At 72.1% G+C, this 25461-nt stretch carries 22 protein-coding genes and 1 pseudogene; 22 read left to right on the top strand and 1 reads right to left on the bottom strand.

The genetic code is table 11. The features are described from left to right. The 16 genes and pseudogenes from Q0R63_RS23370 to Q0R63_RS23295 form a co-directional block, all read left to right on the top strand. Positions 1-185: pseudogene (locus tag Q0R63_RS23370) on the top strand (bifunctional pyr operon transcriptional regulator/uracil phosphoribosyltransferase); the annotation flags it as partial. Then, entirely contained in the window at positions 182-1147 is a 966-nt protein-coding gene (locus tag Q0R63_RS23365) for an aspartate carbamoyltransferase catalytic subunit (protein WP_295702592.1), read from the top strand. The pseudogene Q0R63_RS23370 and the gene Q0R63_RS23365, both read left to right, overlap by 4 nt. After that, positions 1144-2529, top strand: a complete 1386-nt coding sequence (locus Q0R63_RS23360; protein WP_295702590.1) for a dihydroorotase — start codon at positions 1144-1146, stop codon at positions 2527-2529. Before Q0R63_RS23365 ends, Q0R63_RS23360 begins: the two co-directional genes overlap by 4 nt. A 44-nt stretch (positions 2530-2573) precedes the next feature. Next, entirely contained in the window at positions 2574-3788 is a 1215-nt protein-coding gene (carA, locus tag Q0R63_RS23355) for a glutamine-hydrolyzing carbamoyl-phosphate synthase small subunit (RefSeq protein ID WP_295702588.1), read from the top strand. Next, a complete protein-coding gene (gene carB, locus Q0R63_RS23350; protein ID WP_295702586.1) occupies positions 3788-7105 on the top strand; it encodes a carbamoyl-phosphate synthase large subunit in 3318 nt (1105 codons plus the stop codon). The genes carA and carB overlap by 1 nt, the downstream gene beginning before the upstream one ends. Then, on the top strand, positions 7102-7992 hold the full coding sequence (locus Q0R63_RS23345; RefSeq protein ID WP_295702584.1) for a dihydroorotate dehydrogenase electron transfer subunit: 891 nt from the start codon (positions 7102-7104) through the stop codon (positions 7990-7992). Before carB ends, Q0R63_RS23345 begins: the two co-directional genes overlap by 4 nt. Further along, positions 7992-8939 (top strand): dihydroorotate dehydrogenase, encoded by a 948-nt coding sequence (locus tag Q0R63_RS23340; protein WP_295702582.1) that lies wholly within the window; start codon positions 7992-7994, stop codon positions 8937-8939. Before Q0R63_RS23345 ends, Q0R63_RS23340 begins: the two co-directional genes overlap by 1 nt. A 58-nt stretch (positions 8940-8997) precedes the next feature. Further along, positions 8998-9852 carry an orotidine-5'-phosphate decarboxylase gene (pyrF, locus tag Q0R63_RS23335; protein ID WP_295702579.1) on the top strand — a complete coding sequence of 285 codons (855 nt, stop codon included), beginning with the start codon at positions 8998-9000 and terminating at the stop codon, positions 9850-9852. A 122-nt stretch (positions 9853-9974) separates the two neighbouring features. Continuing rightward, a complete protein-coding gene (locus tag Q0R63_RS23330; RefSeq protein WP_295702577.1) occupies positions 9975-10226 on the top strand; it encodes a hypothetical protein in 252 nt (83 codons plus the stop codon). Next, a complete protein-coding gene (locus Q0R63_RS23325) occupies positions 10223-10627 on the top strand; it encodes a type II toxin-antitoxin system VapC family toxin (RefSeq protein WP_295702575.1) in 405 nt (134 codons plus the stop codon). Before Q0R63_RS23330 ends, Q0R63_RS23325 begins: the two co-directional genes overlap by 4 nt. A 342-nt stretch (positions 10628-10969) precedes the next feature. Next, entirely contained in the window at positions 10970-11299 is a 330-nt protein-coding gene (gene mihF / locus Q0R63_RS23320) for an integration host factor, actinobacterial type (RefSeq protein WP_295702573.1), read from the top strand. Continuing rightward, entirely contained in the window at positions 11296-11865 is a 570-nt protein-coding gene (gene gmk / locus Q0R63_RS23315; RefSeq protein WP_295702571.1) for a guanylate kinase, read from the top strand. Before mihF ends, gmk begins: the two co-directional genes overlap by 4 nt. Before the next feature lie 80 nt (positions 11866-11945). Further along, a complete protein-coding gene (rpoZ, locus tag Q0R63_RS23310) occupies positions 11946-12209 on the top strand; it encodes a DNA-directed RNA polymerase subunit omega (protein ID WP_295702569.1) in 264 nt (87 codons plus the stop codon). Positions 12210-12226: 17 nt separating this feature from the next. Next, positions 12227-13498, top strand: coding sequence for a bifunctional phosphopantothenoylcysteine decarboxylase/phosphopantothenate--cysteine ligase CoaBC (gene coaBC / locus Q0R63_RS23305; protein ID WP_295702567.1), 1272 nt, complete (start codon positions 12227-12229; stop codon positions 13496-13498). A gap of 112 nt (positions 13499-13610) precedes the next feature. Beyond that, on the top strand, positions 13611-14831 hold the full coding sequence (gene metK, locus Q0R63_RS23300; RefSeq protein ID WP_295702565.1) for a methionine adenosyltransferase: 1221 nt from the start codon (positions 13611-13613) through the stop codon (positions 14829-14831). A gap of 108 nt (positions 14832-14939) precedes the next feature. Next, positions 14940-17117: a primosome assembly protein PriA gene (locus Q0R63_RS23295; protein WP_366521202.1), complete on the top strand. Its 2178-nt coding sequence runs from the start codon at positions 14940-14942 to the stop codon at positions 17115-17117. Positions 17118-17256: 139 nt separating this feature from the next. On the opposite strand, the gene arfB is transcribed toward Q0R63_RS23295, so the two are convergent. Next, positions 17257-17745, bottom strand: a complete 489-nt coding sequence (gene arfB / locus Q0R63_RS23290; protein WP_295702562.1) for an alternative ribosome rescue aminoacyl-tRNA hydrolase ArfB — start codon at positions 17743-17745, stop codon at positions 17257-17259. An 84-nt stretch (positions 17746-17829) separates the two neighbouring features. Here arfB and Q0R63_RS23285 point away from each other — a divergent pair, with 84 nt between their 5' ends. The 6 genes from Q0R63_RS23285 (at position 17830) to Q0R63_RS23260 (ending at position 25435) form a co-directional block, all read left to right on the top strand. Further along, positions 17830-18381: a helix-turn-helix domain-containing protein gene (locus Q0R63_RS23285; protein ID WP_295702560.1), complete on the top strand. Its 552-nt coding sequence runs from the start codon at positions 17830-17832 to the stop codon at positions 18379-18381. Continuing rightward, entirely contained in the window at positions 18378-19619 is a 1242-nt protein-coding gene (locus tag Q0R63_RS23280) for an MFS transporter (RefSeq protein ID WP_295702558.1), read from the top strand. The genes Q0R63_RS23285 and Q0R63_RS23280 overlap by 4 nt, the downstream gene beginning before the upstream one ends. A gap of 144 nt (positions 19620-19763) precedes the next feature. After that, on the top strand, positions 19764-20306 hold the full coding sequence (gene def / locus Q0R63_RS23275; protein WP_295702556.1) for a peptide deformylase: 543 nt from the start codon (positions 19764-19766) through the stop codon (positions 20304-20306). Position 20307: 1 nt separating this feature from the next. Further along, the gene (fmt, locus tag Q0R63_RS23270; RefSeq protein WP_295702555.1) at positions 20308-21243 is read left to right on the top strand and encodes a methionyl-tRNA formyltransferase; all 936 of its coding nucleotides are present in this window, start codon (positions 20308-20310) and stop codon (positions 21241-21243) included. Beyond that, entirely contained in the window at positions 21236-22762 is a 1527-nt protein-coding gene (locus Q0R63_RS23265) for a transcription antitermination factor NusB (RefSeq protein WP_295702553.1), read from the top strand. Before fmt ends, Q0R63_RS23265 begins: the two co-directional genes overlap by 8 nt. 318 nt (positions 22763-23080) lie before the next feature. Continuing rightward, entirely contained in the window at positions 23081-25435 is a 2355-nt protein-coding gene (locus tag Q0R63_RS23260) for a molybdopterin cofactor-binding domain-containing protein (RefSeq protein WP_295702551.1), read from the top strand. The last annotated feature ends 26 nt before the right edge of the window (positions 25436-25461 follow it).

Raw genomic sequence — 25461 nt, 5'->3', positions numbered from 1 at the left:
AGCTCGGCCGGCCGCGCGCCGTGCGTCTCGCCGTGCTGGTCGACCGGGGCCACCGGGAGCTGCCGATCCGGGCCGACCACGTCGGCAAGAACCTGCCGACCAGCAGCACCGAGCGCGTGCACGTGCGGCTCGCCGAGGTCGACGACCAGGAGGACAGCGTGACGATCAGCGGAGGGGACCGATGACCCGCCACCTGCTCTCGTCGGCCGATCTCGACCGCCACCAGGTGGAGGAGATCCTCACGACGGCCGCGTCGATGCACGACGTGCAGCGACGCGACGTCAAGAAGATCCCGACCCTGCGGGGGCGCACGATCATCAACCTCTTCTTCGAGGACTCGACCCGCACCCGCAGCTCGTTCGAGATCGCGGGCAAGTGGATGTCGGCCGACACGATCAACATCACCGGCACGGGCAGCTCGGCGAGCAAGGGGGAGTCGCTGCGCGACACCGTCCGCACGATCGACGCGATGGGGGTCGACGCCCTCGTCATCCGGCACCGGGCGTCCGGCGCCTGCCACCAGGTCGCCCAGTGGGTCGACGCCAGCGTCATCAACGCCGGGGACGGCACCCACGAGCACCCGACCCAGGCCCTGCTCGACGCCTACACGCTGCGCAACCGGATCGGCGACCTCGACGGCAAGCACGTCGCCATCGTCGGCGACCTCACCCACTCGCGCGTCTTCCGCTCCAACGTCATCACCCTCGGCCGGCTCGGGGCCCGGGTCACCGTCGTCGCGCCGCCCACCCTGATGCCCAGCGGCATCGGCTCGTGGGCGAAGACCGACGGCTTCAGCACGAGCTACGACCTCGACGACGTCCTCGAGGGGGCGGTCGGCGGCGGGGTCGACGCGGTGATGATGCTGCGGGTCCAGCGCGAGCGGATGAGCGGCGGCTACTTCCCGACGGCGCGCGAGTACACGGTCGGCTACGGCCTCACCCGGGCCCGGCTCGAGCGCGTGGTCGAGGCCAACCCCGACATCGCCATCCTCCACCCCGGCCCGATGAACCGCGGCCTCGAGATCGCCGCCGACGCGGCCGACTCCGCGCAGTCCGTCGTCCTCGACCAGGTCTCCGCCGGGGTCGCGGTGCGGATGGCCGTGCTCTACCACCTGCTCTCGGGGCTCTCCGGGGAGGACGCAGCATGACGACCACGCCCAGCCGCGAGCGAGCAACGCCGACAACAGATCCCGCGCTCCCCCACGTTCGCACGACCGTCATCGTCGGCGTCCGTGTCCTCGGCGGCGCGAGCGCCGACATCCTCGTCCGCGACGGGGTCATCGAGCGGGTGGGCCGGGTGTCGCGGGCCGACCGTGCTGAGTTCGGCGCCGACGCACTCGTCGTCGACGCCAACGGCCTGGTCGCCCTCCCCGGGCTCGTCGACCTCCATGTCCACCTGCGCGAACCGGGGCGCGAGGACGCCGAGACGGTGGCCAGCGGCTCGGCGGCGGCTGCCGCCGGCGGCTTCACCGCCGTGCTCGCGATGGCCAACACCAGCCCCGTCACGGACACCGCCGAGGCGGCCGAACGGGTGCTCGACCTCGGGAGGGCGGCCGGCCTCGTCGACGTGCAGCCCGTCGGCGCGGTCACGAAGGGACTCGCGGGGGAGGAGCTCGCCGAGCTCGGCCTGATGGCGCGTTCCCGGGCCCGGGTGCGGGTCTTCTCCGACGACGGGCACTGCATCGACGACGCGCGCGTGATGCGCCGCGCGCTGGAATACGTCAAGGCGTTCGGTGGGGTCGTCTCGCAGCACGCGCAGGACCCGCGCCTCGCCGGGCCGGACGCCTGCTGCCACGAGAGCGAGCTCTCCGGCCGGTTGGGGCTGCCCGGCTGGCCCGGCATCGCCGAGGAGTCCGTCGTCGCCCGCGACGTCTTGCTGGCCCGCCACACCGAGAGTCGCGTCCACATCGCGCACGTGTCGACCGCCGGCACGGTCGAGGTCCTGCGCTGGGCCAAGCGGCAGGGCATCGACGTCACTGCCGAGGTCACCCCGCACCACCTGCTGCTCACCTCCGACCTGCTGTCCGGCTACGACCCCGTCTTCAAGGTCAACCCGCCGCTGCGGCCGCAGGAGGACGTCGAAGCCCTGCGGGCCGGTCTCGCCGACGGCACGATCGACGCCGTCGCCACCGACCACGCACCGCACGCCCGGCACGACAAGGAGCACGCCTTCGTCGACGCGGCCTTCGGGATGCTCGGCCTCGAGACCGCGCTCGCGGTCGTCAGCGAGTCGATGGTGCTGACGGGCCTGCTCGACTGGGAGGGGGTCGCCCGGGTGATGTCGGTCGCGCCGGCCCGCATCGCGCAGCTGCGGGGATCGGGTGGAGTGGCCGCGCACGGTATGCCGTTGACCGCCGGGTCGCCCGCCAACATCACCCTGGTCGACCCGTCCGCCATCACGACCGTCGACCGGGCCACGTCGGTGTCGTTGTCACGCAACAACCCCTGGCACGGGCGCACCCTCACCGGCGCGGTCGTCGGCACCTGGCTGCGCGGTCGCCGCACGTCCGACCCGGGGCGGCCGTCATGAGCCCGTCCCGGACCCCTGTCCCCTCTGCACCCGAAAGAGCACCCGTGAGCGCTCCACTGCCGACCCTCGACCTGCTGCCCGACCGTGGTCCGGCGGTCCTCGTCCTCGAGGACGGTCGGGCCTTCCACGGCGAGGCCTACGGCGCCGTCGGGGAGACCGTCGGCGAGGCGGTGTTCTCGACCGGGATGACGGGCTACCAGGAGACGCTCACCGACCCGAGCTACCACCGGCAGGTCGTCGTGATGACGGCTCCGCACATCGGCAACACCGGTGTCAATGCTGAGGATGCGGAGTCGAACCGGATCTGGGTCGCGGGCTACGTCGTGCGCGACCCGGCCCTGCGCCCGAGCAGCTGGCGCTCCACGAGGTCGCTCGAGGACGCCCTGCGCGACCAGGGCGTCGTCGGCATCAGCGGCATCGACACCCGCGCCCTCACCCGTCACCTGCGCGAGCGGGGCTCGATGCGTGCCGGCATCTTCTCCGGCGACCACCCCACCGATATGCCGCCCCCGTCGACGGCGTCGCTGGCCGACCGGGTGCGCGAGTCACCCCCGATGGCGGGCGCGGCCCTCGCGGCCGAGGTCAGCACGGCCGAGCCCTACGTCGTCGAGGCGGTGGGAGAGAAGCGGTTCACGGTCGCCGCCCTCGACCTCGGGATCAAGGCGATGACGCCACAGCTGTTGTCGCAGCAGGGGATCGAGGTGCACGTGCTGCCGGCGACGACCACCTTCGAGCAGATCCGGGCCTTGCGGCCCGACGGGGTGTTCTTCTCCAACGGCCCGGGCGACCCGTCGACCGCGGACACCGAGGTCGCGCTGCTGCGCCGGGTGCTCGACGCGCGGATACCCTTCTTCGGCATCTGCTTCGGCAACCAGATCCTCGGGCGGGCGCTCGGGTTCGGCACCTTCAAGCTGAAGTACGGCCACCGCGGGATCAACCAGCCGGTGATGGACCGCCGGACGGGCAAGGTCGAGGTGACGGCCCACAACCACGGCTTCGCGGTCGACGCCCCGACCGACCGGGACAGCGACACGGCATACGGGCGGGTGCAGGTCTCGCACGTCTGCCTCAACGACGGTGTCGTGGAGGGCCTCGAGTGCCTCGACGTGCCGGCCTACTCCGTGCAGTACCACCCGGAGGCGGCGGCCGGACCGCACGACGCGGCTTATCTCTTCGACCGGTTCGTCGAGCTCATGCAGCACCACCAGACGCAGCACCACCAGACGCAGCACCACCACCCGAAGGAGGCGCAGGCCTGATGCCCAGACGCGACGACATCAAGAGCGTGCTCGTGATCGGCTCCGGTCCGATCGTCATCGGGCAGGCGTGCGAGTTCGACTACTCCGGCACGCAGGCCTGCCGGGTGCTGCGCGACGAGGGCATCCGGGTCATCCTCGTCAACTCCAACCCGGCGACGATCATGACCGACCCGGAGTTCGCCGACGCGACCTACGTCGAGCCGATCACGCCCGAGGTCGTCGAGGCGATCATCGCCAAGGAACGGCCCGACGCGGTCCTCGCGACGCTCGGCGGCCAGACCGCCCTCAATACCGCGATCTCGTTGCACGAGAACGGTGTTCTCGAGAAGTACGACTGCCCGCTCATCGGCGCCAACGTGCAGGCGATCCAGCTCGGTGAGGACCGCCAGCTCTTCAAGGGCGTCGTCGAGCGCTGCGGGGGGGAGACCGCGCTCTCCTACATCGCGCACACGATGGAGGAGGTCCTCGCCGGCGCGGAGGCGCTGGGCTACCCCGTCGTCGTCCGCCCGTCCTTCACCATGGGGGGCCTGGGGTCCGGCTTCGCCCACGACGAGGTCGAGCTGCGCCGGATGGCCGGCGCCGGCCTGCAGGCCAGCCCGACCACCGAGGTCCTGCTCGAGGAGTCGATCACCGGCTGGAAGGAGTACGAGCTGGAGGTGATGCGCGACCACGCCGACAACGTCGTGGTCGTCTGCTCCATCGAGAACCTCGACCCCATGGGCGTCCACACCGGCGACTCGATCACAGTCGCCCCGGCCCTCACCCTCACCGACCGCGAGTACCAGCGGCTGCGCGACCTGGCCATCGACATCATCCGCGAGGTCGGCGTCGACACGGGCGGCTGCAACATCCAGTTCGCGGTCAACCCGGCGGACGGCCGGATCATCGTCATCGAGATGAACCCACGGGTCTCGCGCTCGTCGGCCCTGGCCTCCAAGGCGACGGGGTTCCCCATCGCCAAGATCGCGGCCAAGATGGCGATCGGCTACACGCTCGACGAGGTCCCCAACGACATCACGCAGAAGACGCCGGCGTCCTTCGAGCCGAGCCTCGACTACATCGTGGTCAAGGTGCCGCGCTTCGCCTTCGAGAAGTTCCCGGCCGCCGACCCGACGCTCACGACGACGATGAAGTCGGTCGGGGAGGCCATGTCGATCGGTCGCAACTTCACCGAGGCGATGCAGAAGGCGCTGCGGTCGATGGAGCGCAGTGGCGCGACCTTCCACTGGGACGGGCCGACGCCGACCGACGCGGGGAGGCTCGCCGAGCTGCTGGAGCTGGCGGCCGTCCCCACGGACGGGCGCATCGTCACGGTCCAGCAGGCGCTGCGGGCGGGCGGAACCGTCGAGCAGGTCCACGCCGCAACGGGTATCGACCCGTGGTTTCTCGACCAGATCTCGCTCATCAACGCGGTGGCCGACAAGGTCGCGGCCTCCGAGGAGATGACGCCCGCGGTGCTGCGGCTGGCCAAGCGGCACGGCTTCTCCGACGCGCAGATCGCCTCCCTGCGCCGGATGCCGGAGGCGGTCGTGCGTGGCGTGCGGCACGCGCTCGGGGTGCGGCCGGTCTACAAGACCGTCGACACGTGTGCGGCCGAGTTCGCCGCGACGACGCCCTACTACTACTCGACCTACGACGAGGAGACCGAGGTGCTGCCTCGCGAGCGGCCCGCCGTGATCATCCTCGGCTCCGGACCCAACCGGATCGGGCAGGGCGTCGAGTTCGACTACTCCTGCGTCCACGCCTCGTTCGCGTTGCGCGACAAGGGTTTTGACACGATCATGATCAACTGCAACCCCGAGACGGTGTCCACCGACTACGACACCTCGAGCCGGCTCTACTTCGAGCCGCTCACCCTCGAGGACGTCCTCGAGGTCGTGCACGCCGAGCGGCGCGCCGGCCCGATCGCCGGCGTCATCGTCCAGCTCGGCGGGCAGACCCCTCTCGGCCTCGCCCAGGCGCTCAAGGACGCGGGCGTCCCGATCGTCGGCACCTCGCCGGAGGCGATCAACCTCGCCGAGGACCGCGGCGCCTTCGGCCGGGTGCTCGCGGAGGCGGGGCTGCCCGCCCCGCGCTACGGGACGGCATACAGCGCCGAGGAGGCCGTGGCGGTGGCCCGCGAGATCGGCTACCCGGTGCTGGTGCGGCCGTCCTACGTCCTCGGCGGTCGGGGCATGCAGATCGTCTACGACGACGAGACCCTCTCCGGCTACGTCACCCGCGCGACCATCGCCTCGCCGGAGCACCCGGTGCTCGTCGACCGCTTCCTCGACGACGCCATCGAGATCGACGTCGACGCGCTCTACGACGGCGAGGAGATGTATCTCGGCGGGATCATGGAGCACATCGAGGAGGCCGGCATCCACTCCGGCGACAGCTCGTGCACCCTGCCCCCCGTGACCCTCGGGGTCGGTGAGCTCGACCGGGTGCGGGAGTCGACGCTCAAGCTGGCCAAGGGAATCGGCGTGCGCGGCCTGATGAACGTGCAGTTCGCCCTGGCCCAGGACGTGCTCTATGTCCTCGAGGCCAACCCGCGGGCCTCGCGCACCGTCCCCTTCGTCGCGAAGGCCACCGGGGTCGCGATCTCCAAGGCCGCGGCCCGGGTGATGCTCGGAGCGACGATCGCGGAGCTGCGCGTGGAGGGCCTGCTGCCCCCGACGGGTGACGGCGGACGGCTGCCGGCCCACGCGCCGATGTCGGTGAAGGAGGCGATCCTGCCCTTCAAGCGGTTCCGCACCAAGGAGGGCAAGATCGTCGACTCGCTCCTCGGTCCGGAGATGCGCTCCACGGGCGAGGTGATGGGGATCGACCGGGACTTCGGCACCGCGTTCGCGAAGAGCCAGATGAGCTCGGGTGGTCTCCCCGACAGCGGCGCGGTCTTCGTCTCGATCGCCAACCGCCACAAGCGGGCGATGATCTTCCCGGTGAAGCGGCTCGCGGACCTCGGCTTCCAGATCTTCGCCACCACCGGTACGGCAGAAGTGCTGCGCCGCAACGGGATCGAGGCGACGACCGTCCGCAAGATCCGGGAGCGCGACGACTTGCAGGAGGGGGAGAGGACGATCGTGGACCTCATCAACGACGGCGAGATCCAGATGGTCGTCAACACGCCGACCGGCCAGTCAGAGCGGGCCGACGGCTACGAGATCCGAGCCGCGACGATCGGCGCCGACAAGCCGATCATCACCACGGTGCAGGAGCTCTGGGCCGCGGTGCAGGGGATCGAGGCGCGGCGAACGGGTGAGCTGCGGGTCAAGTCGCTGCAGGACCACGCCCGGGACCTCGACCTCTTCGGGGTGCGGGCAGGCACCCGATGAGCGCCATCCCCAACGCGGGCGTCACGCAGGTCGCCGGCGAGCTGATCGCGACCAGGCGGGTCGGGGCCTACCACCACCTCACCCTCGTCGCCCCCGGGGTCGCCGAGCTGGCGCGGCCGGGGCAGTTCGTGGCGCTCGCCGTCGGCGGCAGCACCTCGGCCAACCTGCTGCGCCGCTGCTTCTCGATCCACCGGGTCAGCCCCAGCGGCACCTACGGCGGCACCGTGGAGCTCGTGCTGGCGGCCGCCGGTCCGGGATCGACGTGGATCACCGAGCTGCCGTTGCACGGCCAGGTCGACGTCGTCGGCCCGCTGGGTCGGCCCTTCCCGCTGCCCAACGAGCCCGTCGCGTGCGTCCTCGTGGGCGGGGGCTACGGCAGTGCCCCCTTGTTCTGGCTCGCCGAGCACCTGCGCGAACGCGGCTGCCACGTCGAGATGGTGCTCGGTGCCGCGTCGGAGGACCGGCTCTTCGGAGCCGCCCTGGCCCGTCGGTCGGCTGACGGCGTCACCGTGACGACCGACGACGGGTCCGCGGGCACTCAGGGGTGGGTGAGCGACGTGCTGCCAGAGGTGATCCGGCGCACGGGAGCGGCCGTGGTCTACGGTTGCGGACCGATGGGCATGCTGCGCTCGATCACCGAGGTCGCCACCCGTGAGGGCGCCGTGGCCCAGGTCGCCGTCGAGGAGGCGATGGCGTGCGGGATCGGGGTCTGCATGACCTGCGTCATGCCGGTCGTCGGCAACGACGGCCGCACGCGGATGGTGCGCTCCTGCGTCGAGGGCCCGGTCTTCCGGGGCGACCGGGTGCGCTGGGACGCGTTCGCCGACGGCTACTGCGTGGTCCCGGAGGACGCCGTCGGCGCCCCGCCGGCGAGCGGAGGCCACTGATGGTGGACATGTCGGTGACCCTCGCGGAGGCCCACCTGCCCAACCCCCTGATGACGGCATCCGGGTGCGCGGCCAACGGCAAGGAGCTGAGCCGGTTCTTCGACGTCGCGGGGCTCGGCGCGTTCGTGACCAAGTCGGTGATGTCCGCGCCACGTTCCGGTCGCGGGACCCCGCGGATGGCCGAGACCCCCTCGGGGATGCTCAACTCCATCGGTCTGCAGGGCCCCGGCATCGACGCGTTCGTCGAGGAGGACCTCGCCTGGCTCAAGTCGGCGGGGGCGCGGGCTCTGGTGTCCATCGCCGGGTCCTCGAGCGGTGAGTTCGCGGACGTCGCCGCGGCCCTGCGCAACAGTGACTCCTTCGGCGCGGTCGTCGGGGTCGAGGTCAACATCTCCTGCCCCAACGTCGCCAACCGCGGCCTCGTCTTCGCCTGCGACCCGCTCGCCTCGGCGAAGGTCGTGGCCCTGGTGCGTGAGCAGCTGCCCCGGGACATCCCCATCTTCGCCAAGCTCAGCCCCGACGTCACCGACATCTCCGGCATCGCCGCAGCCTGCGTCAAGGCGGGCGCGTCGGGCCTGACGATGATCAACACGCTGCTCGGCATAGCGATCGACACCGACCGGATGCGTCCGCAGCTCGGCGGGATCACGGGCGGTCTCTCCGGGCCGGCGATCCGCCCTGTCGCCGTCCGCGCCATCTGGCAGGTGCGCGCGGCCATGGACCAGGGCCGTTTCCGGGCCGTCCCGATCATCGGGGTCGGGGGAGTGCGCACCGGCCGCGACGCCCTCGAGCTGGTGGCCGCAGGAGCCAGCGCGGTGCAGGTCGGCACCGCGACCTTCAACGACCCCACCGCGCCGATGCGCGTCCTCGGCGAGCTGGAGGCACTGCTCGAGGCCAAGGGGTATGCCGCGTTCACCGAGGTCATCGGCATCGCCCACGGGCAGTGACCGGATCCGACCTCACGAAACCTGTTGAGAGAGAGCCCTGCGGATGACGGCTAGCCCTATGACCACCCCCTTCGGGGTCCGGCTGCGCGCGGCGATGGACGACCTCGGCCCGCTGTGTGCCGGGCTCGATCCCCACCGCGCCCTCGTCGAGTCCTGGGGGCTGGACTACTCCGTCGCCGGCCTCGAGCGCTTCGCGATGACGTGCGTCGAGGCCTTCGGGGGGCACGTCGCGGTCGTCAAGCCGCAGTCCGCGTTCTTCGAGGTCTTCGGCTCTCCCGGCATCCGCGTCCTCGAGCAGGCGATGGCCCGGCTCCGGGCCGCAGGGACCCTCGTCCTGCTCGACGCCAAGCGCGGCGACATCGGCTCGACGATGCTGGCCTATGCCGAGGCCTACCTCGGCAAGGACAGCCCGGTCGCGGCCGACGCGGTGACCGTGAGCCCGTTCCTCGGCTACGGCTCCCTGCGCCCCGCGCTCGACCTCGCCGAGAGCACCGGCCGCGGCGTCTTCGTCCTGGCCCTGACCTCGAACCCCGAGGGGCCGCAGGTGCAGCACGCCGTCCTCGACGGCCGGTCGGTCGCCGCGTCGATCCTCGACGGAGCCGCCGCGGACAACGCCGCAGCGGTCGCGCGAGGTGAGCTCGGCTCGGTCGGCGTGGTCATCGGGGCCACCGTCGGCACCGCGGTCCAGGACCTCGGGCTCGACCTCGTGGCGGCAGGGACCCCGGTCCTCGCGCCGGGGTTCGGCGCCCAGGGCGGCAGCGCCGACAGCATCCGCGCCGTCTTCGGCGCCGCCCTCCCCCACGTGCTCGCGAGCAGCAGCCGCGAGGTCCTCTCGGCCGGCCCCGACGTCGCGAGGCTGCGGGCGGCCGCCGTCGACACGGCATACCGGCTGCGGGAGCTGCTCGCCGACTGAGCCCGAGGCCCTTGCGTCCGCACCGAAACGACACCGGTATGCCGTCGGCGCGGACGTCCTGTGCACTGGTCGGCCCCATCTGCATGTATTCTGCATGCATGGTCGCTCTACAGATCCGAGACGTGCCGGATGATGTCCGTCGCGTCCTCGCTGCCGGGGCAGCGGCCCGGGGTCAGTCGCTCCAGGCCTATCTCCTGGCCGTGCTCACGGCGGAGGCTCGGCGGACCGGCAACCTCACCCTGCTGGGACGGTTCACCGGGCGCGTCGACGGGACCTGGATCTCCTCGGCCGACCCTGCGCTCACCCTTGACCCCATCCGCGCCGAGCGGGAGGCGTCTCTGACGAAGCTGACCCCGCCGTCGCTCCCATCGTGATCGTCATCGACGCCTCGGCGTTCACCAATGCGCTCACGGACGACGGACCCGTCGGTGAGAAGTGCCGGACGCTGCTCGCCGACGATCCGCACTGGGTGGCGCCCGAGCACCTCGTGGTCGAGGTCTTCTCGGCCGTCCGGGGGCGCTGGCTTGGTGGGCAGCTGGACGACAGGCGGGCCCTCGACGCGCTCGCGGCGGTGTCGGAGGCGGCGCTCGACCTCGTCGAAACCGCGCCGCTGTTGCCGCGGATGTGGGAGCTGCGGGCCAACTTGACGGGCTACGACGCCTCCTACGTCGCGGTCGCGGAGGCCGTTCAGGCCGCCCTGGTCACGTGCGACGCGCGCCTGACCCGGGCGCCCGGCCTGGCGTGCGAGATCCGACTGGGTCTGCCGCCTGCGTGACTGCGATCCGCGTGGTGGTGCGGGAGCCAGGGGGAAGGTAGGTGGAATCATCTCTCAACTGGGGAACGAGAGCTCAGCTTCTGTGGTGACGGCGGGGTCCGCGACGGCGAGCGCACACCGCTGGGCACCTGACCACTTCTGTAGCGGCGCGCAGCGGCAGCACGTTGACGACCCGTCGTTGCACCGGTCGTGACCACTCGGTAGGTTCGTCGCTGACCGACCTGTGCGGTCTCCCGCCCCGGTCGACTCCGCCTGCGCGCCAGCGCCAGCGCCATGGTCCCCGACCGAAGCGGAGCCGATGGGTTCAGACACCAGCCCCAGCACCGCCCGAGGAGTTCCGACGTGGCCCTACCCCCGCTGACCCCGGAGCAACGCACCGCCGCTCTGGAGAAGGCCGCCGTGGCCCGTCGCGAGCGTGCCGCGGTGAAGAACCGGCTGAAGTACTCCCAGGGCTCGCTGGCCGAGGTGATCACCCTCGGCAAGGACGACGACGTCATCGGCAAGATGAAGGTCTCGGCCCTGCTGGAGTCGATGCCCGGGGTCGGGCGCGTGCGTGCCCGCCAGATCATGGAGGAGATCGGCATCTCCGAGTCGCGCCGGGTCCGCGGCCTCGGCACCAACCAGGCGGCGGCGCTGATCACCCGCTTCGACGCCGGCTCCGCGCGGGCGTGACGACCGGACGGCTGACCGTCCTCGCCGGACCCACCGCCGTCGGGAAGGGGACGGTCGCGGCATACGTCCGCCGGTTCTTCCCCCAGGTCTGGCTGTCGGTCTCCATGACCACCCGTCGGCCCCGTCCGGCCGAGATCGACGGGGTGCACTACCACTTCGTCGACGACGCGGAGTTCGACCGGCTCGTCAGCGCAGGCGAGTTCCTCGAGTATGCCGTCGTGCACGGCCGGGCGAAGTACGGCACCCCGCGCGCTCCGCTGGAGCGCGCTCTGCGCGAAGGCCAGCTCGCGCTGCTGGAGATCGACCTGCAAGGGGCCCGGCAGGTGCGCGCGACGATGCCCGAGGCGTTGTTCGTCTTCCTCGAGCCGCCGTCGTGGGAGGAGCTCGTCCGACGGCTGGTCGGCCGCGGCACCGAGACGTCGGTCGAGCGCGAGGTCCGGCTCGAGACCGCGCGGCGCGAGCTGGCCTCCGTCTCGGAGTTCGACGAGGTCATCGTCAACGACGATGTACGCCGGGCGAGCGAACACCTCGTATCATTGATGAGTTCGCGTCAGCGAGACGCTTGACGCTGCCCCCAAGATGCCACGAGTGGTCCGGGCACGAGAACGACGAGATCGACGAGAACCACAGAATCGAGAGCGCACCCATGTCCGGAACCGTCGCGAACCCCATCGGGATCACCAACCCGCCGATCGACGACCTCCTCAAGGTGGCCGACAGCAAGTACGCCCTGGTGATCTACTCCGCCAAGCGCGCCCGTCAGATCAACGCCTACTACGCCCAGCTGCAGGAGGGCCTGCTCGACTACGTCGGCCCGCTCGTCGAGACCGCGGTCCACGAGAAGCCGCTCTCGATCGCCCTGCGCGAGATCAACCAGGGCCTGCTCACCTCGCAGGTCACCGAGGGCTGAGCGTTAGCCTCTCCCTCGTGAGCAACGTCGTCCTCGGTGTCGGCGGCGGCATCGCGGCCTACAAGGTCGCCTCGCTGCTGCGCCTCTTCACCGAGCACGGCCACGACGTCACGGTCGTCCCGACAGCCTCCGCCCTGCAGTTCGTCGGGGCACCGACCTGGTCGGCGCTGTCGGGCAAGCCGGTGGCCACGGACGTCTGGAGCGACGTGGCGCGGGTGCCGCACGTCCGGATCGGCCAGCAGGCCGACCTCGTCGTCGTGGCGCCCGCGACGGCCGACCTCATCGCCCGCGCCGCTGCCGGGATGGCCGACGACCTGCTCACGACGACGCTCCTCACGGCCAGCTGCCCGGTGGTGTTCGCGCCGGCGATGCACACCGAGATGTGGCTCCATCCCGCGACGCAGGCCAACGTCGCCACGCTCGTCGGGCGCGGCGTCCACGTCATCCCCCCGGCCTCGGGCCGGCTCACGGGCGCGGACACCGGCCCGGGCCGACTCCCCGAGCCCGGCGACCTGTATGCCGCGTGCCTGCACCTGCTCGAGTCCGCCGCCCCCGCCGCCCCCTCACGCGGGGTTCTGGCGGGGCGTCACGTCGTCGTGAGCGCCGGCGGGACCCGCGAACCGCTCGACCCGGTGCGCTTCCTCGGCAACCGCTCGTCGGGCAAGCAGGGCTACGCGCTGGCCGCGGTGGCCGCCGCGCGGGGGGCCCGGGTGACCCTCGTCAGCGCCAACGTGACCCTCCCCGTGCCAGCCGGCGTCGACGTCGTCGAGGTCGGCACCGCCATCGAGCTCCAGGACGCCGTCACCCGCGCCGCGAAGGACGCCGACGTCGTCGTCATGGCCGCCGCGGTCGCCGACTTCCGGCCGAGGACGGTGGCGTCGTCCAAGATCAAGAAGACGCACGCGGAGACGGTCGCCGGGCCCGACGAGTCGGCGCCGACCATCGAGCTCGTCCGCAACCCCGACATCCTCGCCGGCCTCGTGCAGGCACGCGGCGACCGGGCACGCGGCGACCGGCTGCGGCCGATCGTCGTCGGGTTCGCCGCCGAGACCGGTGATGCCGCCGGCTCGGTCCTCGACCTGGCCCGCGAGAAGCTCGTCCGCAAGGGCTGCGACCTCCTGGTCGCCAACGAGGTGGGCGACGGCGTCGCGTTCGGCACCGACACCAACACGGTCCACCTGTTCTACCGTCCCGGGCTGGCCGGTGCGCCCGGAGAACGAACCGCCGGTCCCGCTCCCAAGGAGGCCATCGCGGCCGTGGTGTGGGACGGGATCCAGCCGCTGCTCTGAGTCCGCATAGATTCTGCGGCGGCCGGTGGCCGCCCCCGTTCCCGCCCTTCCCGCCGTGCCCGCTCTCCCCCCGTCCGTCCGAGCCCCCCGCCCCCCATGCCAGGAGAAGAAGTTGTCCGCACGCCTGTTCACGTCCGAGTCCGTCACCGAGGGTCACCCGGACAAGATCTGCGACCAGATCAGCGACTCCATCCTCGATGCGATGCTCGAGCAGGATCCGGGCAGCCGCGTCGCCGTCGAGACGATGGTCACGACCGGGCTCGTCCACGTCGCCGGTGAGGTGACGACGGAGGCCTACGTCGAGATCCCCAAGATCGTCCGGGAGACGATCCTCGGCATCGGCTACGACTCGTCGACCAAGGGCTTCGACGGGGCCTCCTGCGGGGTGGAGGTCTCCATCGGCCAGCAGTCGTCGGACATCGCGCAGGGCGTCGACACGGCATACGAGAACCGGACGGGTGGCATCGACCCGCTCGACAAGCAGGGCGCCGGCGACCAGGGCCTGATGTTCGGCTACGCGTGCGGCGACACGGCCGAGCTCATGCCGCTGCCGATCCACCTCGCGCACCGCCTCGCAGAGCGGCTCACCGCGGTCCGCAAGAGCGGTGACGTCGCCTACCTGCGGCCCGACGGCAAGACCCAGGTGACCATCGCCTACGACGGCGACAAGGCCGTCAAGCTCGACACCGTCGTCCTGTCCACCCAGCATGCCGCCGACATCTCGCTCGAGGGCCTGCTGCAGCCCGACATCCTCGAGCACGTGATCAAGCCGGTGCTCGCCGAGCTGCTCGAGGGCGGTTCCGACCTCGACGTGTCGGACTACCGCACCCTGATCAACCCCACCGGCCGGTTCGAGATCGGCGGCCCGATGGGCGACGCCGGCCTCACCGGTCGCAAGATCATCGTCGACACCTACGGGGGCATGGCCCGGCACGGTGGCGGCGCCTTCTCCGGCAAGGACCCGAGCAAGGTCGACCGCTCGGCCGCCTACGCGATGCGGTGGGTCGCCAAGAACATCGTCGCCGCCGGGCTCGCCGGCCGCTGCGAGATCCAGGTCGCGTACGCCATCGGCGCGTCCAAGCCGGTGGGCCTCTACGTCGAGACCTTCGGCACCGAGACGGCGCCCGTCGACAAGATCCAGTCGGCCATCCAGTCGGTCTTCGACCTGCGTCCCGGCGCGATCATCGACCAGCTCGACCTGCTCCGCCCGATCTACAAGGCGACGGCCGCCTACGGACACTTCGGTCGGATCTCCCTCGACGGCGTCGCCAACGCCTTCCCGTGGGAGCAGACGACCCGCATCGAGGCGCTCCAGGCCGCGGTCCGCGGCTGAGTCCCTTCTCCCGCCTCCGGATTGGGGTGAGAACGCGTCTTCGAGAGCGCGGTTTCACCTCAATCCGGGGGTCGGCCGGATGTCCGAGGTGTCTGTGAGACTGGCGCCGTGACGCACGAGGCCGCGGGGCTCTTCGAGGCACCGGCCAGCACGGCCGCCGCCCGGTCCCGCACGCCTGCTGCGCCCCTCACGAGCTCCGCGCCAATGGCTCGCGCGGGTGTCGCCGCTGTCGTCGTCGACACCGGTCTGCCGCACCTCGACCGCATCTTCGAGTACGCCGTGCCACCCGAGATGGACGCCGGCGCCGTCCCCGGAGCCCGGGTGCGGATCCGCTTCGCCGGGCGCGACCTCGACGGCTTCGTCGTCGAGCGACGCGAGCAGCCCGAGCACGGCGGGCGGCTCGCGGAGCTGCGGCGCGTCGTCAGCCCGGAACCCGTCCTCACCCCCGAGGTCCTCGCGGCCGCCCGCGCCATCGCCGACCGGTATGCCGGTACCCTCGGCGACGTCCTGCGGCTCGCCGTCCCCAAGCGGCACGCCGGGGCCGAGAAGGCGCTCGCGCTCGAGGCGTCCCCTCCGCAGGTGGAGCTGCCCGAGCCGGGGCCGTGGGCGGCATACCCGGCGGGGGGGTCGTTCCTGCGCCGGGTGGTCGCGGGCGAGGCGCCGGCCGCCTCCTGGCTCGCACTGCCGGGACAGCCGCCCGAGCGCGACTGGCCGCGGGCGCTGGCGGTCGCCGCGGGCACGGCGCTGGCGGCAGGACGCGGCTGCGTCGTCGTCGTGCCCGACCACCGCGACGTCGACCGGGTGGACGCCGAGCTGACCCAGCTGCTCGGCCGAGGTGCCCATGTGCGACTGACCGCCGACCAGGGCCCGCAGGCGCGCTACACCGCCTGGCTGAAGGTGCTGCGCGGCCACGTGGGGTGCGTTGTCGGCACACGGGCGGCCGCGTTCGCGCCGGTGCACGACCTCGGCCTCGTGGCCTGGTGGGACGACGGCGACGACCTGCTGGACGAGCCGCGGGCGCCCTACCCCCACGTCCGCGAGGTCCTGCGCGAACGCGCCCGACGCGCCGGTGCCGCAGCACTGAGCGGGGGCTTCGCGCGCAGCGTGCCGTTGGAGCTGGAGGTCCGCGAGGGGCGGGCGGTCGCCGTCGTGGCGACGGCCAGGGAGGTCCGTGCCGCGGCCCCCCGGGTGGTCGTCGCCGGGGACGACGTCGAGGTCGAGCGCGACGGCCCGACGGCGCGGGCCCACCTGCCGTCGGTCGCCTGGCGCACCGCCAAGGCGGCCCTCGAGCGCGGGCCGGTGCTCATCCAGGTGCCGCGCCGCGGGTACCTCCCCTCGTTGACGTGTCAACACTGTCGCGAGCCGGCGCGCTGTCCGCGGTGCCACGGGCCGATGGGCCAGGCTGCGCCCGGGACTCCGCCGCGCTGTCGGTGGTGCGGTGCGACCTACGGTCCCGAGGGGTTCACCTGTCCCCACTGCGAAGGTCGGTCGCTGCGCTCGACCGTCGTCGGAGCGCGACGCACCGCCGAGGAGCTCGGTCGGGCCTTCCCCGGCGTGCCCGTGCGGACGTCCGGGTCGGGCGAGGTCCTGGCGGCCGTGGGGTCCGAGCCGGCGCTCGTCATCGCGACGCCGGGGGCCGAGCCCGTCGCCGAGGGCCGGTATGCCGCGTGCCTCCTCCTTGACGCCTGGGCCCTGCTCGACCGAGCCGCGCTCGACGCCTCGATCGAGGCGATGCGCCGGTGGACCGCGGCGGCTGCCCTGACCCGGGGTGTCGCCGAGGGCGGCATCGTGGTGCTCGCGGGCGCGCCGGGTCATACGACGATCCCGGCCGTCGAGGCCCTCGTGCGTTGGGACCCGGCCTGGCTGGCCGGTCGCGAGCTCGACGACCGCACCGAGCTGGGCCTGCCACCCGCGGTGACCCTCGCGCAGCTCGTCGGCGAGCGCGCGGTCGTGCAGGCCTCGATCGACGGCCTCGACGAGGCGCAGCTGCAGGGCGTCGAGCGGCTGGGGCCGTTGCCGTTCCGAGGCGGTCGGGCTGGGGCCGGACGGGCCGGCTCCCGGGCCGATTCCCGGGGCGGCGCCGACCAGTGGGGGAGCGGTCCTGGCGCCGAACGGCCGGGTGGCCGTCCCGGCGGGGGGACGCTCGTCCAGGTCCTGCTGAGGGCGCCGCTCGCCCGAGCGCCCGGCCTTGCCCGGTCCCTGGCCGCCGTCCGCGCCGGACGCAGCGCCCGCAAGGAGCCCGAGTCGCTCCAGGTCCGGATGGACCCCGTCGACGGTATGGGCTGAGCCGGGCCACCACCGTTGCGCCCGCGTGGATGTCTGGTCCAGCCAGCGTTGACGCGGACGTTGCCGGGCTGGCCCCCGTTTGCGTCCGCGGCAACGCCTGCTCCAGCGAGCGCTGACGCGGACGTTACGGGGGAGAAGGTCAGTCGTCGGGCGAGACCCGACCTCGGGCGGCCTTGGTGCCGGCCCGCCGCTTCTTGCCCGCGAGCCGCCGCCGCTGCGAGCCGAGCGTGGGCCTGGTGGCCCGACGCGGCGGAGGCGGGGGAGCGGCCGCCTCGCGGAGCATCGCCACCAGACGCTCGCGGGCCGCCGACCGGTTCTGCCGTTGCGACCGCTGCTCGGAGGCGGCGATGGCGATGTCCTCGCCGACGAGCCGGGGAGCGAGTGCGTTGAGGAGGCGTTCGCGGGTGGCCGACGGCAGGGCGAGGACCGCGATCGACGTGCTCGGCCGGAAGACCAGCTCGACCCGGCTGTCGGTCGTGTTGACGCCCTGCCCGCCGGGGCCGGACGAGCGCGAGAACCGTTCGAGCAGCTCGCTGGCGGGGATGACGAGGCCCGAGCGCAGACCGGGACCAGCTGGGACGACGAGGTCGCCTCCGGGCCGGGACCGCGGCGTCGGTTCGAGGCTCATCTCCTCAGTTTAGGGCGGCCCGTGCGAGCCACCTCCCCAACAGGTGCTTGACAGGTCGGTCAGCCCGACGGCATACTCCCCAACGTGTCTTTGGCGGATCCCTCCCCTGCTCAGGTCGACCGACTGCGGTCCGTCGCCCACCCGGTGCGGCTCGAGATGCTCTCGCTGCTCACGGGCGCGACCCTGAGCGCGGCCGAGGTGGCCCGCGAGCTCGACATCACCCAGGCCAACGCGTCCTACCACCTGCGCCGCCTGCTGACCGCGGGCCTGCTCGTCATCGACGGCGAGGAGAAGGTCAACGGCGGCACGGCGAAGAAGTACCGCCACCCGTGGGACGTCGAGCCGGATGCCGAGGGCCCGGCGACCGAGGTCGACCGGCTCGCGGAGGTGCAGGTCATGGCCGACGCGGTCCCGCGCCGCTTCCGGAAGCGGCTGCGGGGCGCGGAGGGGGCACCGGAACCCACCTTCTTCTCCGACATCGACACCTGGGTCGAGCCGGAGATATGGGAGGAGGCGATGGCGCTCGCCCGGCAGGCCTCGTATCTCCTGCACGCGAACGCCAGACCGCCGCGCACCGAGGGCACCCTCCGCGCGACGATGTCCATCGCCGTCTTCCGGATGGAGGAGGGCCGGTGAGACTGCGCGACTCCCTCGGAGCGCTGGGGGACCGGCGTTTCGCGTGGTACTTCTCGGCCCGCACGATCTCCACCGCGGGGTCCTCGATGGCACCTGTGGCGCTGACCTTCGCGATCCTCGAGCTCACCGGGTCGGCCGGCGCCCTCGCCCAGGTGCTCGCCGCACGGACGGCGGCGATGGTCGTCTTCCTCTTGGTCGGAGGTGTGGTCTCCGACCGGATGTCGCGCACCACCGTGATGCAGGTGTCGCACGCCCTGACCTTCCTCACCCAGGGTCTGGCGGCCGCGCTGTTCGTCACGGGCCGGGCCGAACTCGGTGCCATCATCGCCATCGAGGCGGTCAACGGCGCCGTCTCCGCGTTCACCATGCCGGCGATGATGGGCATCGTCCCGCTCGTCGTCGACCGCTCCCGGCTCCAGCAGGCCAACGCACTGCTCTCCTTCAGCCGAAGCGGCCTGGCGATCATCGGCCCCTCGATCGCCGGCGTCCTCGTCGTGACCGTCGGCGCCGGCTGGGCGCTCGCGGCCGACTCGTTCGCCTACGTGCTGGCGATCCTCTGTCTCCTCGGCGTCCGGCTGCCCGGTCGGGTGCACGACGTCTCCGTCCCGCGTCCGTCGATGATCGCCGACCTCCGCGAGGGCTGGGGCGAGTTCACCTCCCGCACCTGGCTCTGGCTCATCGTCGTCGTCTTCGGCGTCATCAACGCGATCCAGGCCGGCGCCCTCAGCGTGCTCGGCCCGCTCATCGCCACCCGCGTACCCGCCCTCGGCGTCAACGGCTGGGCCCTGGCCCTCAGCGCCGAGGCCGCCGGCACGGTCGTGATGACCCTGTTCATGCTGCGGCTGAGCTTCCGCTTCCCGCTGCGCGCCGGGATGATCGGCATCGCCGCCATCGCCGTCCCGATCGGCCTGCTCGGGGTGGCCCCCACGACGCTGCCGCTCGTCGTGGCGATGGTCGTCGCGGGCGCCGGCACCGAGGTCTTCGGCGTGGGGTGGAGCACCGCGTTGCACGAACACATCCCGGAGGAGGTGCTCTCCCGGGTCTCCAGCTACGACATGCTGGGATCCATCGTGGCCATCCCCGTGGGCACCCTCGCCTTCGGCGCGCTCGCCGCTCTCGTCGACGTCAGGACCCTCTTGGTGGTCAGTGCCGTCACGTATGCCGCCATCGCCCTCGGCACGACCCTCTCGCGGTCCGTCCGCACCCTCGAGCGGTCCGTCCGCCAGCCCGTCGGCTGACGGACCCCGCCGGTCGGTGCGGCGCGGCCGGTGGGTGAGCAGGACGGCATACCGGCGCGGCCTAGACTGACGCGCGCCACAACGCCCCACCCGGCTCATCCCGTTTCCGCCACGTCCCGTCCCGTCCTGCAGGAGTCCCCACCCGTGTCGATCACCGACATCCGTCTGTTCGGCGATCCGATCCTGCGCACCCCCGCGCTCGAGGTCGTCGACTTCGACAAGGAGCTGCAGCGGCTGGTCGCCGACCTCACCGACACGATGCTCGCGGCGCCGGGTCGGGGTCTGGCGGCCCCCCAGCTCGGGGTGGGGCTGCGGGTCTTCACCTACTTCGTCGACGAGGTCGTCGGGCACCTCGTCAACCCGCGGCTCGAGCTGTCGCCGGAGCTGCAGCTCGGACCGGAGGGGTGCCTGTCGTTCCCCGGCCTGACGTACGACACCTCCCGGGCGCTGCGCGTCGTGGCCTCCGGCTTCGACATGCACGGCGAGCCGGTCCGGCTCGAGGGGTCCGACCTGCTGGCCCGGTGCATCCAGCACGAGACCGATCACCTCGACGGCATCCTCTTCATCGACCGGCTCGACCCCGAGCAGCGCCGGTTGGCGATGCGGGCGATCCGCGAGTCGGACTGGGGTGGCCCCGCGCCCCTGGTCAAGGTGAGTCCGCACGGGAGCTTCGGGCGGGGCCTCTAACGTGCGCCTCGTCCTCGCCGGGACGCCGGCGGTCGCGGTGCCGGCTCTCGAGGCGCTCGCGGCGTCGAGCCACGAGGTCGTCGGCGTCGTCACCCGCCCGGACGCGCCCGCCGGTCGTGGGCGGTCGCTCGTCGCCTCACCGGTGCGACAGCGGGCCGAGGCGCTCGGGGTGCCGGTGCTCACGCCGAAGAGCCCGCGGGACCCGGATTTCCAGAGCGACCTGCGTGACCTCGCTCCCGACGTCTGCCCGGTGGTCGCCTACGGCGCGCTCATCCCGAGGAGCGCCCTCGACATCCCGGTGCACGGCTGGGTCAACCTGCACTTCTCTCTCCTCCCGGCCTGGCGGGGCGCGGCTCCGGTGCAGCACGCCGTCATGGCGGGGGACGAGGTCACCGGGGCGAGCACCTTCCTCATCGAGGAGGGGCTCGACACAGGGCCGGTCTTCGGCACGATGACCGAGACGATCCGCGCCGACGACACCAGCGGCGCCCTGCTCGCCCGGCTCGCGCTCGCGGGGGCCGGCCTGCTCGTCGCGACGATGGACGGCATCGCGAGCGGAGAGCTCGTGGCCCGCCCCCAGCCGGCGGACGGTGTGTCCCTCGCGCCCAAGATCTCGGTCGAGGACGCCCGGATCGACTGGGAGCGGCCGGCGTTCGCGATCGACCGGCTGGTGCGGGGGTGCACGCCGGCGCCGGGTGCGTGGACGACCTTCCGGGGTGAACGGCTCAAGGTCCTCCCCGTGTCGTTGGCGCCCGATCTGACCGAAACTCTGACTGCTGGAACGGTTCTCGTGACCAAGAAGTCGGTATGCGTGGGGACTGGCGCAGGTGCGGTCCAGCTCGGGATCGTCCAGGCGGACGGCAAGAAACCGATGCCGGCCGCCGACTGGGCACGCGGGCTGCGGATCGACTCCGGCGAACGGCTCGGCGATGTCTGACGAGCGCCGCGACCGCGGGCGGTCCCGTGACGACGGCGGCGCCGGACGCAAGGGGTCCGACGGGCGGCGTGCCGACGGGGGCTCGGTCCAGCGACCGGCCGACCGCTCGCGGCACACCGATGCGACGCGGCTCGCGGCATACACCGTCATGCGCGCGGTCTCGGACGGTGCCTACGCCAACCTCGAGCTGCCGAAACAGCTGCGTGAGAAGGGAATCCGCGGTCGGGACGCTGCCTTCGCGACCGAGCTCGTCTACGGCGCCACGCGCATGCGTGGTCTCTACGACCCCGTCATCGCCCTCGCCTCGGGCCGTGGCGTCGAGGCGATCGACGCCAATGTCCTCGACACCCTTCGGCTCGGCGTCCACCAGCTGCTCGGGATGCGGGTGCCGGTGCACGCGGCCGTCGACGAGACGGTCGCCCTCGCCCGGCAGGTCAACGGGATCGGTGCGTCGGGGTTCGTCAACGCCGTGATGCGGCGGGTGTCCGAGCGCGACCGCGACGCGTGGCTGACCCACGTCGTCCCGGAGGGGCTCGAGCCCACCGCTGCGCGGGCGATCCGCACGAGCCACCCTGAGTGGATCGTCCGGGCCCTGCGTGCCGCCCTCCTCGGCCACGGCGCGGCCACGGCCGACACCGTGGACGCCGAGCTCGACGCCCTGCTCGCGGCCGACAACGCGCCGGCTCGGGTCACGCTCGTGGCCCGGCCCGGGCTCTCGAGCATCGACGAGCTGCTCGAGGCCGGAGGCGAGCGCGGCCGGCTGGCGCGGACGGCGGTAGTGCTCGACGAGGGTGACCCCGGAGCCATCCGGGCGGTGCGAGAGGGGCGAGCGGCCGTGCAGGACGAGGGTTCTCAGCTCGTCGCGCTCGCCGTCGCCGCAGCAGAGGTGGAGCGCGAGGACGGTTCGGGGAGCGAGGAGTGGCTCGACCTGTGCGCCGGGCCCGGCGGGAAGGCCGGGCTGCTCGCAGGGCTCGCCCTGCTGCGTGGGGCCGGGCTGGTGGCCAACGAGGTGAGCGACCACCGGGCCGAGCTCGTGCGGCATACCCTGGCGCCGGCCATCGCGGACGGCGGCGACGGCCAGATCACCGTCCGGGTCGGGGACGGCCGGGAGATCGGCGCTGACGAACCCGACTCCTACGACAGGGTGCTCATCGATGCGCCGTGCACGGGACTCGGAGCGTTGCGCCGGCGGCCGGAGGCCCGCTGGCGCCGGCAGCCCGCCGACGTCGTGGCGCTCGCCAGCCTCCAGCGGGAGCTGCTCGCCAGCGGCATCGACGCCACCCGCCCGGGCGGCGTCATCGCCTATGCGACCTGCAGCCCCCACCTCAACGAGACCCGTTTCGTCGTCCTCGACGTCGTGAAGGAGCGCGACGACGTGGAGGTCGTGGATGCCCGCTCCCTCTTTGCACGTCCCGACGGCAGCCCCGTGTCCGACCTCGGCGACGGGCCGTTCGTCCAGCTCTGGCCGCACCGGCACGGCACCGATGCGATGTTCTTCGCGCTGCTGCGCAAGCGCTGACGAGGCGTCGACCGGCGAGCGTGACGCACCGTCGCCATCTCAAGACCCCGCTTGTTGCTCCGAGGGTGCCCGAACCTGACCGGAATGTCGTAAGAACGGGCCCGGCAGAAGCAAGAAGCGGGGGTGGTGGGGGGGTGCACGAGGCGATCTGACGCCCGTTTTGTGAGGTTGCTCTCCTCCCCTGCAGGATGCGGGACGGGCCTTGCCGTGTGACGGTCTTGGGACTCCTTACCCCGCGTAACTTCCGTGCCGTCGGCTCGTTGGGCAAGGACCGCGACAGGAGGTCTGTCGCGCATCGCCACGGAGCGAGGGGTTCAGATGACCACGACGGCACACGATCGACACGACCAGCAGGGTCGCGAGGTGCAGGCCGAGCAGGCCGGACAGACAGGGCTGAAGCGGCGCACCTTCGTCGGCTTCGTCCTCGGCGGCGCCACCCTCGCGGTCGCCGCCGATCTGAGCGTGGGGGCGGCGCCGGCCCAGGCCGCGATCCCCTCACCGCCGCAGATCGCCGAGACCTACGACCTGGGTGACCTCCAGACCCAGTCCGCCCTCCCGACGTCGGCGCTGATCACGATCACGGTCGACAGCCAGGGGATCGCGCACTTTGCCATCCCGAGGGCCGAGGTCGGTCAGGGCATCACCACGGCCGCGGCGATGATCATCGCGGAGGAGCTCGCCGTGTCCGTCGACAAGGTGGACGTCACCCTGGCACCGGCCCGCCCCGAGCTGATCTTCAACCAGCTGACCGGCGGCTCCAACACGATGGAGTCGATGTTCACCCCCATCCGGGTGGCGGCCACGATCGCCCGCGGCGCGCTGCTGCAGGCCGCGGCGATCGAGCTGGGCGCCAACGTCTCGGATCTCGTCACGAAGCTGGGGGTCATCTCGGCGCCCGGTGGCGCGACCCGCACCTACGGCCAGCTGGCCGCGAAGGCCGCGAGCTCCACGACCCGTCCCGTCACGGTGACCCTCAAGCCGACGTCGGCCTACTCGGTGATCGGCCAGGGCTACGGCCGGGTCGACGCCCGCGACATCGTCACGGGGAAGAAGACCTTCACCACCGACCTGCAGGTGCCGGGTGCGCTGCCGACGATGGTCTGCCGGCCGCCGACCCTCAACGGGTCACCCACGGCGATCCGCAACCTGCCCGTCGTCCTGGCGATGCCCGGGGTGACCGACGTCGTGATGATCGACACCGGGGTCGCCGTGCGGGCGGCCACCTTCGGCCAGTGCATCGATGCGGTGCGCGCGCTCGACGTCGTGTGGCAGGGAGGTCCGGTCGAGGGCCAGTCCGACGCCTCGGTGCTCGCGCGGCTCAAGGCGGCCGAGCTGCCGATGACCGTGCCACGCGTCCCGATCCTCACCCAGACGATCGACATGCGCTTCGAGTTCATGTTCCGCAGCAGCGCCGCCCTCGAGCCCAACTGCGCCATCGCCGACGTCCGCGCCACCACCGCGACGGTGTGGGCGGGCCTCAAGTCGCCGATCGTCGCCCAGAAGAACATCGCCGACGCACTGGGGATGCTCCAGACCAACGTCACGGTCAATGTCGTCACCGGAGGAGGGTCGTTCGGGCACAAGCTCTTTGGTGACGCCGCCCTCGAGTCGGCGAAGATCTCCAAGGCGATGGGGAAGCCCGTCAAGCTGATGTGGCACCGTGCCGACGAGCCACGCCAGGGACGGACCCACCCGATGGCCACGTCCCGCATCCGCGCCACCGTCCTGGCCGGCAACGTGCTGACCTTCGAGCAGCGGCATACGAGCATCCGGACCGACTTCTCGCACGGCCTCGGGGAGCGGCTGACCGCCATGGTCGCGGAGCTGCCGACCGGCCTGGGCAACCTCGGGCTCGCCGAGTCGATCTTCGAGCTCACCCAGGAGCTGCCCTACAACTTCGGGGTGGTGACCCAGCTGCTCAACGAGGTCGACATGGGCTTCAACACGGGCAGCATGCGCAACATCTACTCACCCGACGTCGCCTGTGCCAACGAGCTGTTCATCGACCAACTGGGCAAGAAGCTCGGCCTCGACCCGCTCGCCGTCCGGCTCGCGTTCGTCAAGAACGCCAAGGCCAGAGCGGTGCTCCAGAAGGTCGCCCAGGTCGGGACCTGGGGGCGCTCGATGCCGGCCGGGACCGCGCAGGGCATCGCGCTGCACGCGGAGTACAAGGGGGCGACCGCCGTGCTCATCGAGATCGACGCGCGTCCCGCCACCGTCAACCGGCCGATCCGGGACGGGGTCACGGGACCGAGGGTGACCAAGGCGGTCATCGCGGTGGATGCGGGCCTCGTGGTGAACCCCGTGGGACTCGAGGCGCAGATGATGGGCGGCGTCAACGACGGCATCGCCCTCGCGCTCACGAGCAGCAACCACCTGCAGGCGGGTGCCTTCCTCGAAGCGAGCTGGGACAACTACTTCTACACGCGGCAGTGGAACACCCCGCTCGACTTCGAGTGCATCATCATGCCGTCGAACGGCGACGCCCCCGGGGGTGCGGGGGAGGCCGGCGTCGCCTCGACGGTCGCGGCCACCGCCTGCGCGTATGCCCGGGCCACGGGTACCGTCCCGACCCGGTTCCCGATCAACCACGGCACCATCTCCTTCACCCCGAAGCCCTACATCCCGCCGGTGCAGCAGTCCCCGACCGACGGCCTCTCCTCCACCTTCTGAGTCCTCTCATCCTGGGCCCCTGCCTT

Origin of the sequence: Lapillicoccus sp. (assembly GCF_025353065.1) — a bacterium.
In the GTDB taxonomy this organism is placed as follows: Bacteria; Actinomycetota; Actinomycetes; order Actinomycetales; family Dermatophilaceae; genus Lapillicoccus.
This window is presented reverse-complemented; position numbering and strand designations above follow the sequence as displayed.

Excerpts from the sequence above, each read along its gene's own strand:
- Q0R63_RS23365 (WP_295702592.1), top strand. The coding sequence starts at position 182 with ATGACCCGCCACCTGCTCTCGTCGGCCGATCTCGACCGCCACCAGGTG.
- Q0R63_RS23360 (WP_295702590.1), top strand. The coding sequence starts at position 1,144 with ATGACGACCACGCCCAGCCGCGAGCGAGCAACGCCGACAACAGATCCC.
- carB (WP_295702586.1), top strand. The coding sequence starts at position 3,788 with ATGCCCAGACGCGACGACATCAAGAGCGTGCTCGTGATCGGCTCCGGT.
- Q0R63_RS23345 (WP_295702584.1), top strand. The coding sequence starts at position 7,102 with ATGAGCGCCATCCCCAACGCGGGCGTCACGCAGGTCGCCGGCGAGCTG.
- Q0R63_RS23340 (WP_295702582.1), top strand. The coding sequence starts at position 7,992 with ATGGTGGACATGTCGGTGACCCTCGCGGAGGCCCACCTGCCCAACCCC.
- pyrF (WP_295702579.1), top strand. The coding sequence starts at position 8,998 with ATGACCACCCCCTTCGGGGTCCGGCTGCGCGCGGCGATGGACGACCTC.
- rpoZ (WP_295702569.1), top strand. The coding sequence starts at position 11,946 with ATGTCCGGAACCGTCGCGAACCCCATCGGGATCACCAACCCGCCGATC.
- arfB (WP_295702562.1), bottom strand. The coding sequence starts at position 17,745 with ATGAGCCTCGAACCGACGCCGCGGTCCCGGCCCGGAGGCGACCTCGTC.
- Q0R63_RS23265 (WP_295702553.1), top strand. The coding sequence starts at position 21,236 with ATGTCTGACGAGCGCCGCGACCGCGGGCGGTCCCGTGACGACGGCGGC.
- Q0R63_RS23260 (WP_295702551.1), top strand. The coding sequence starts at position 23,081 with ATGACCACGACGGCACACGATCGACACGACCAGCAGGGTCGCGAGGTG.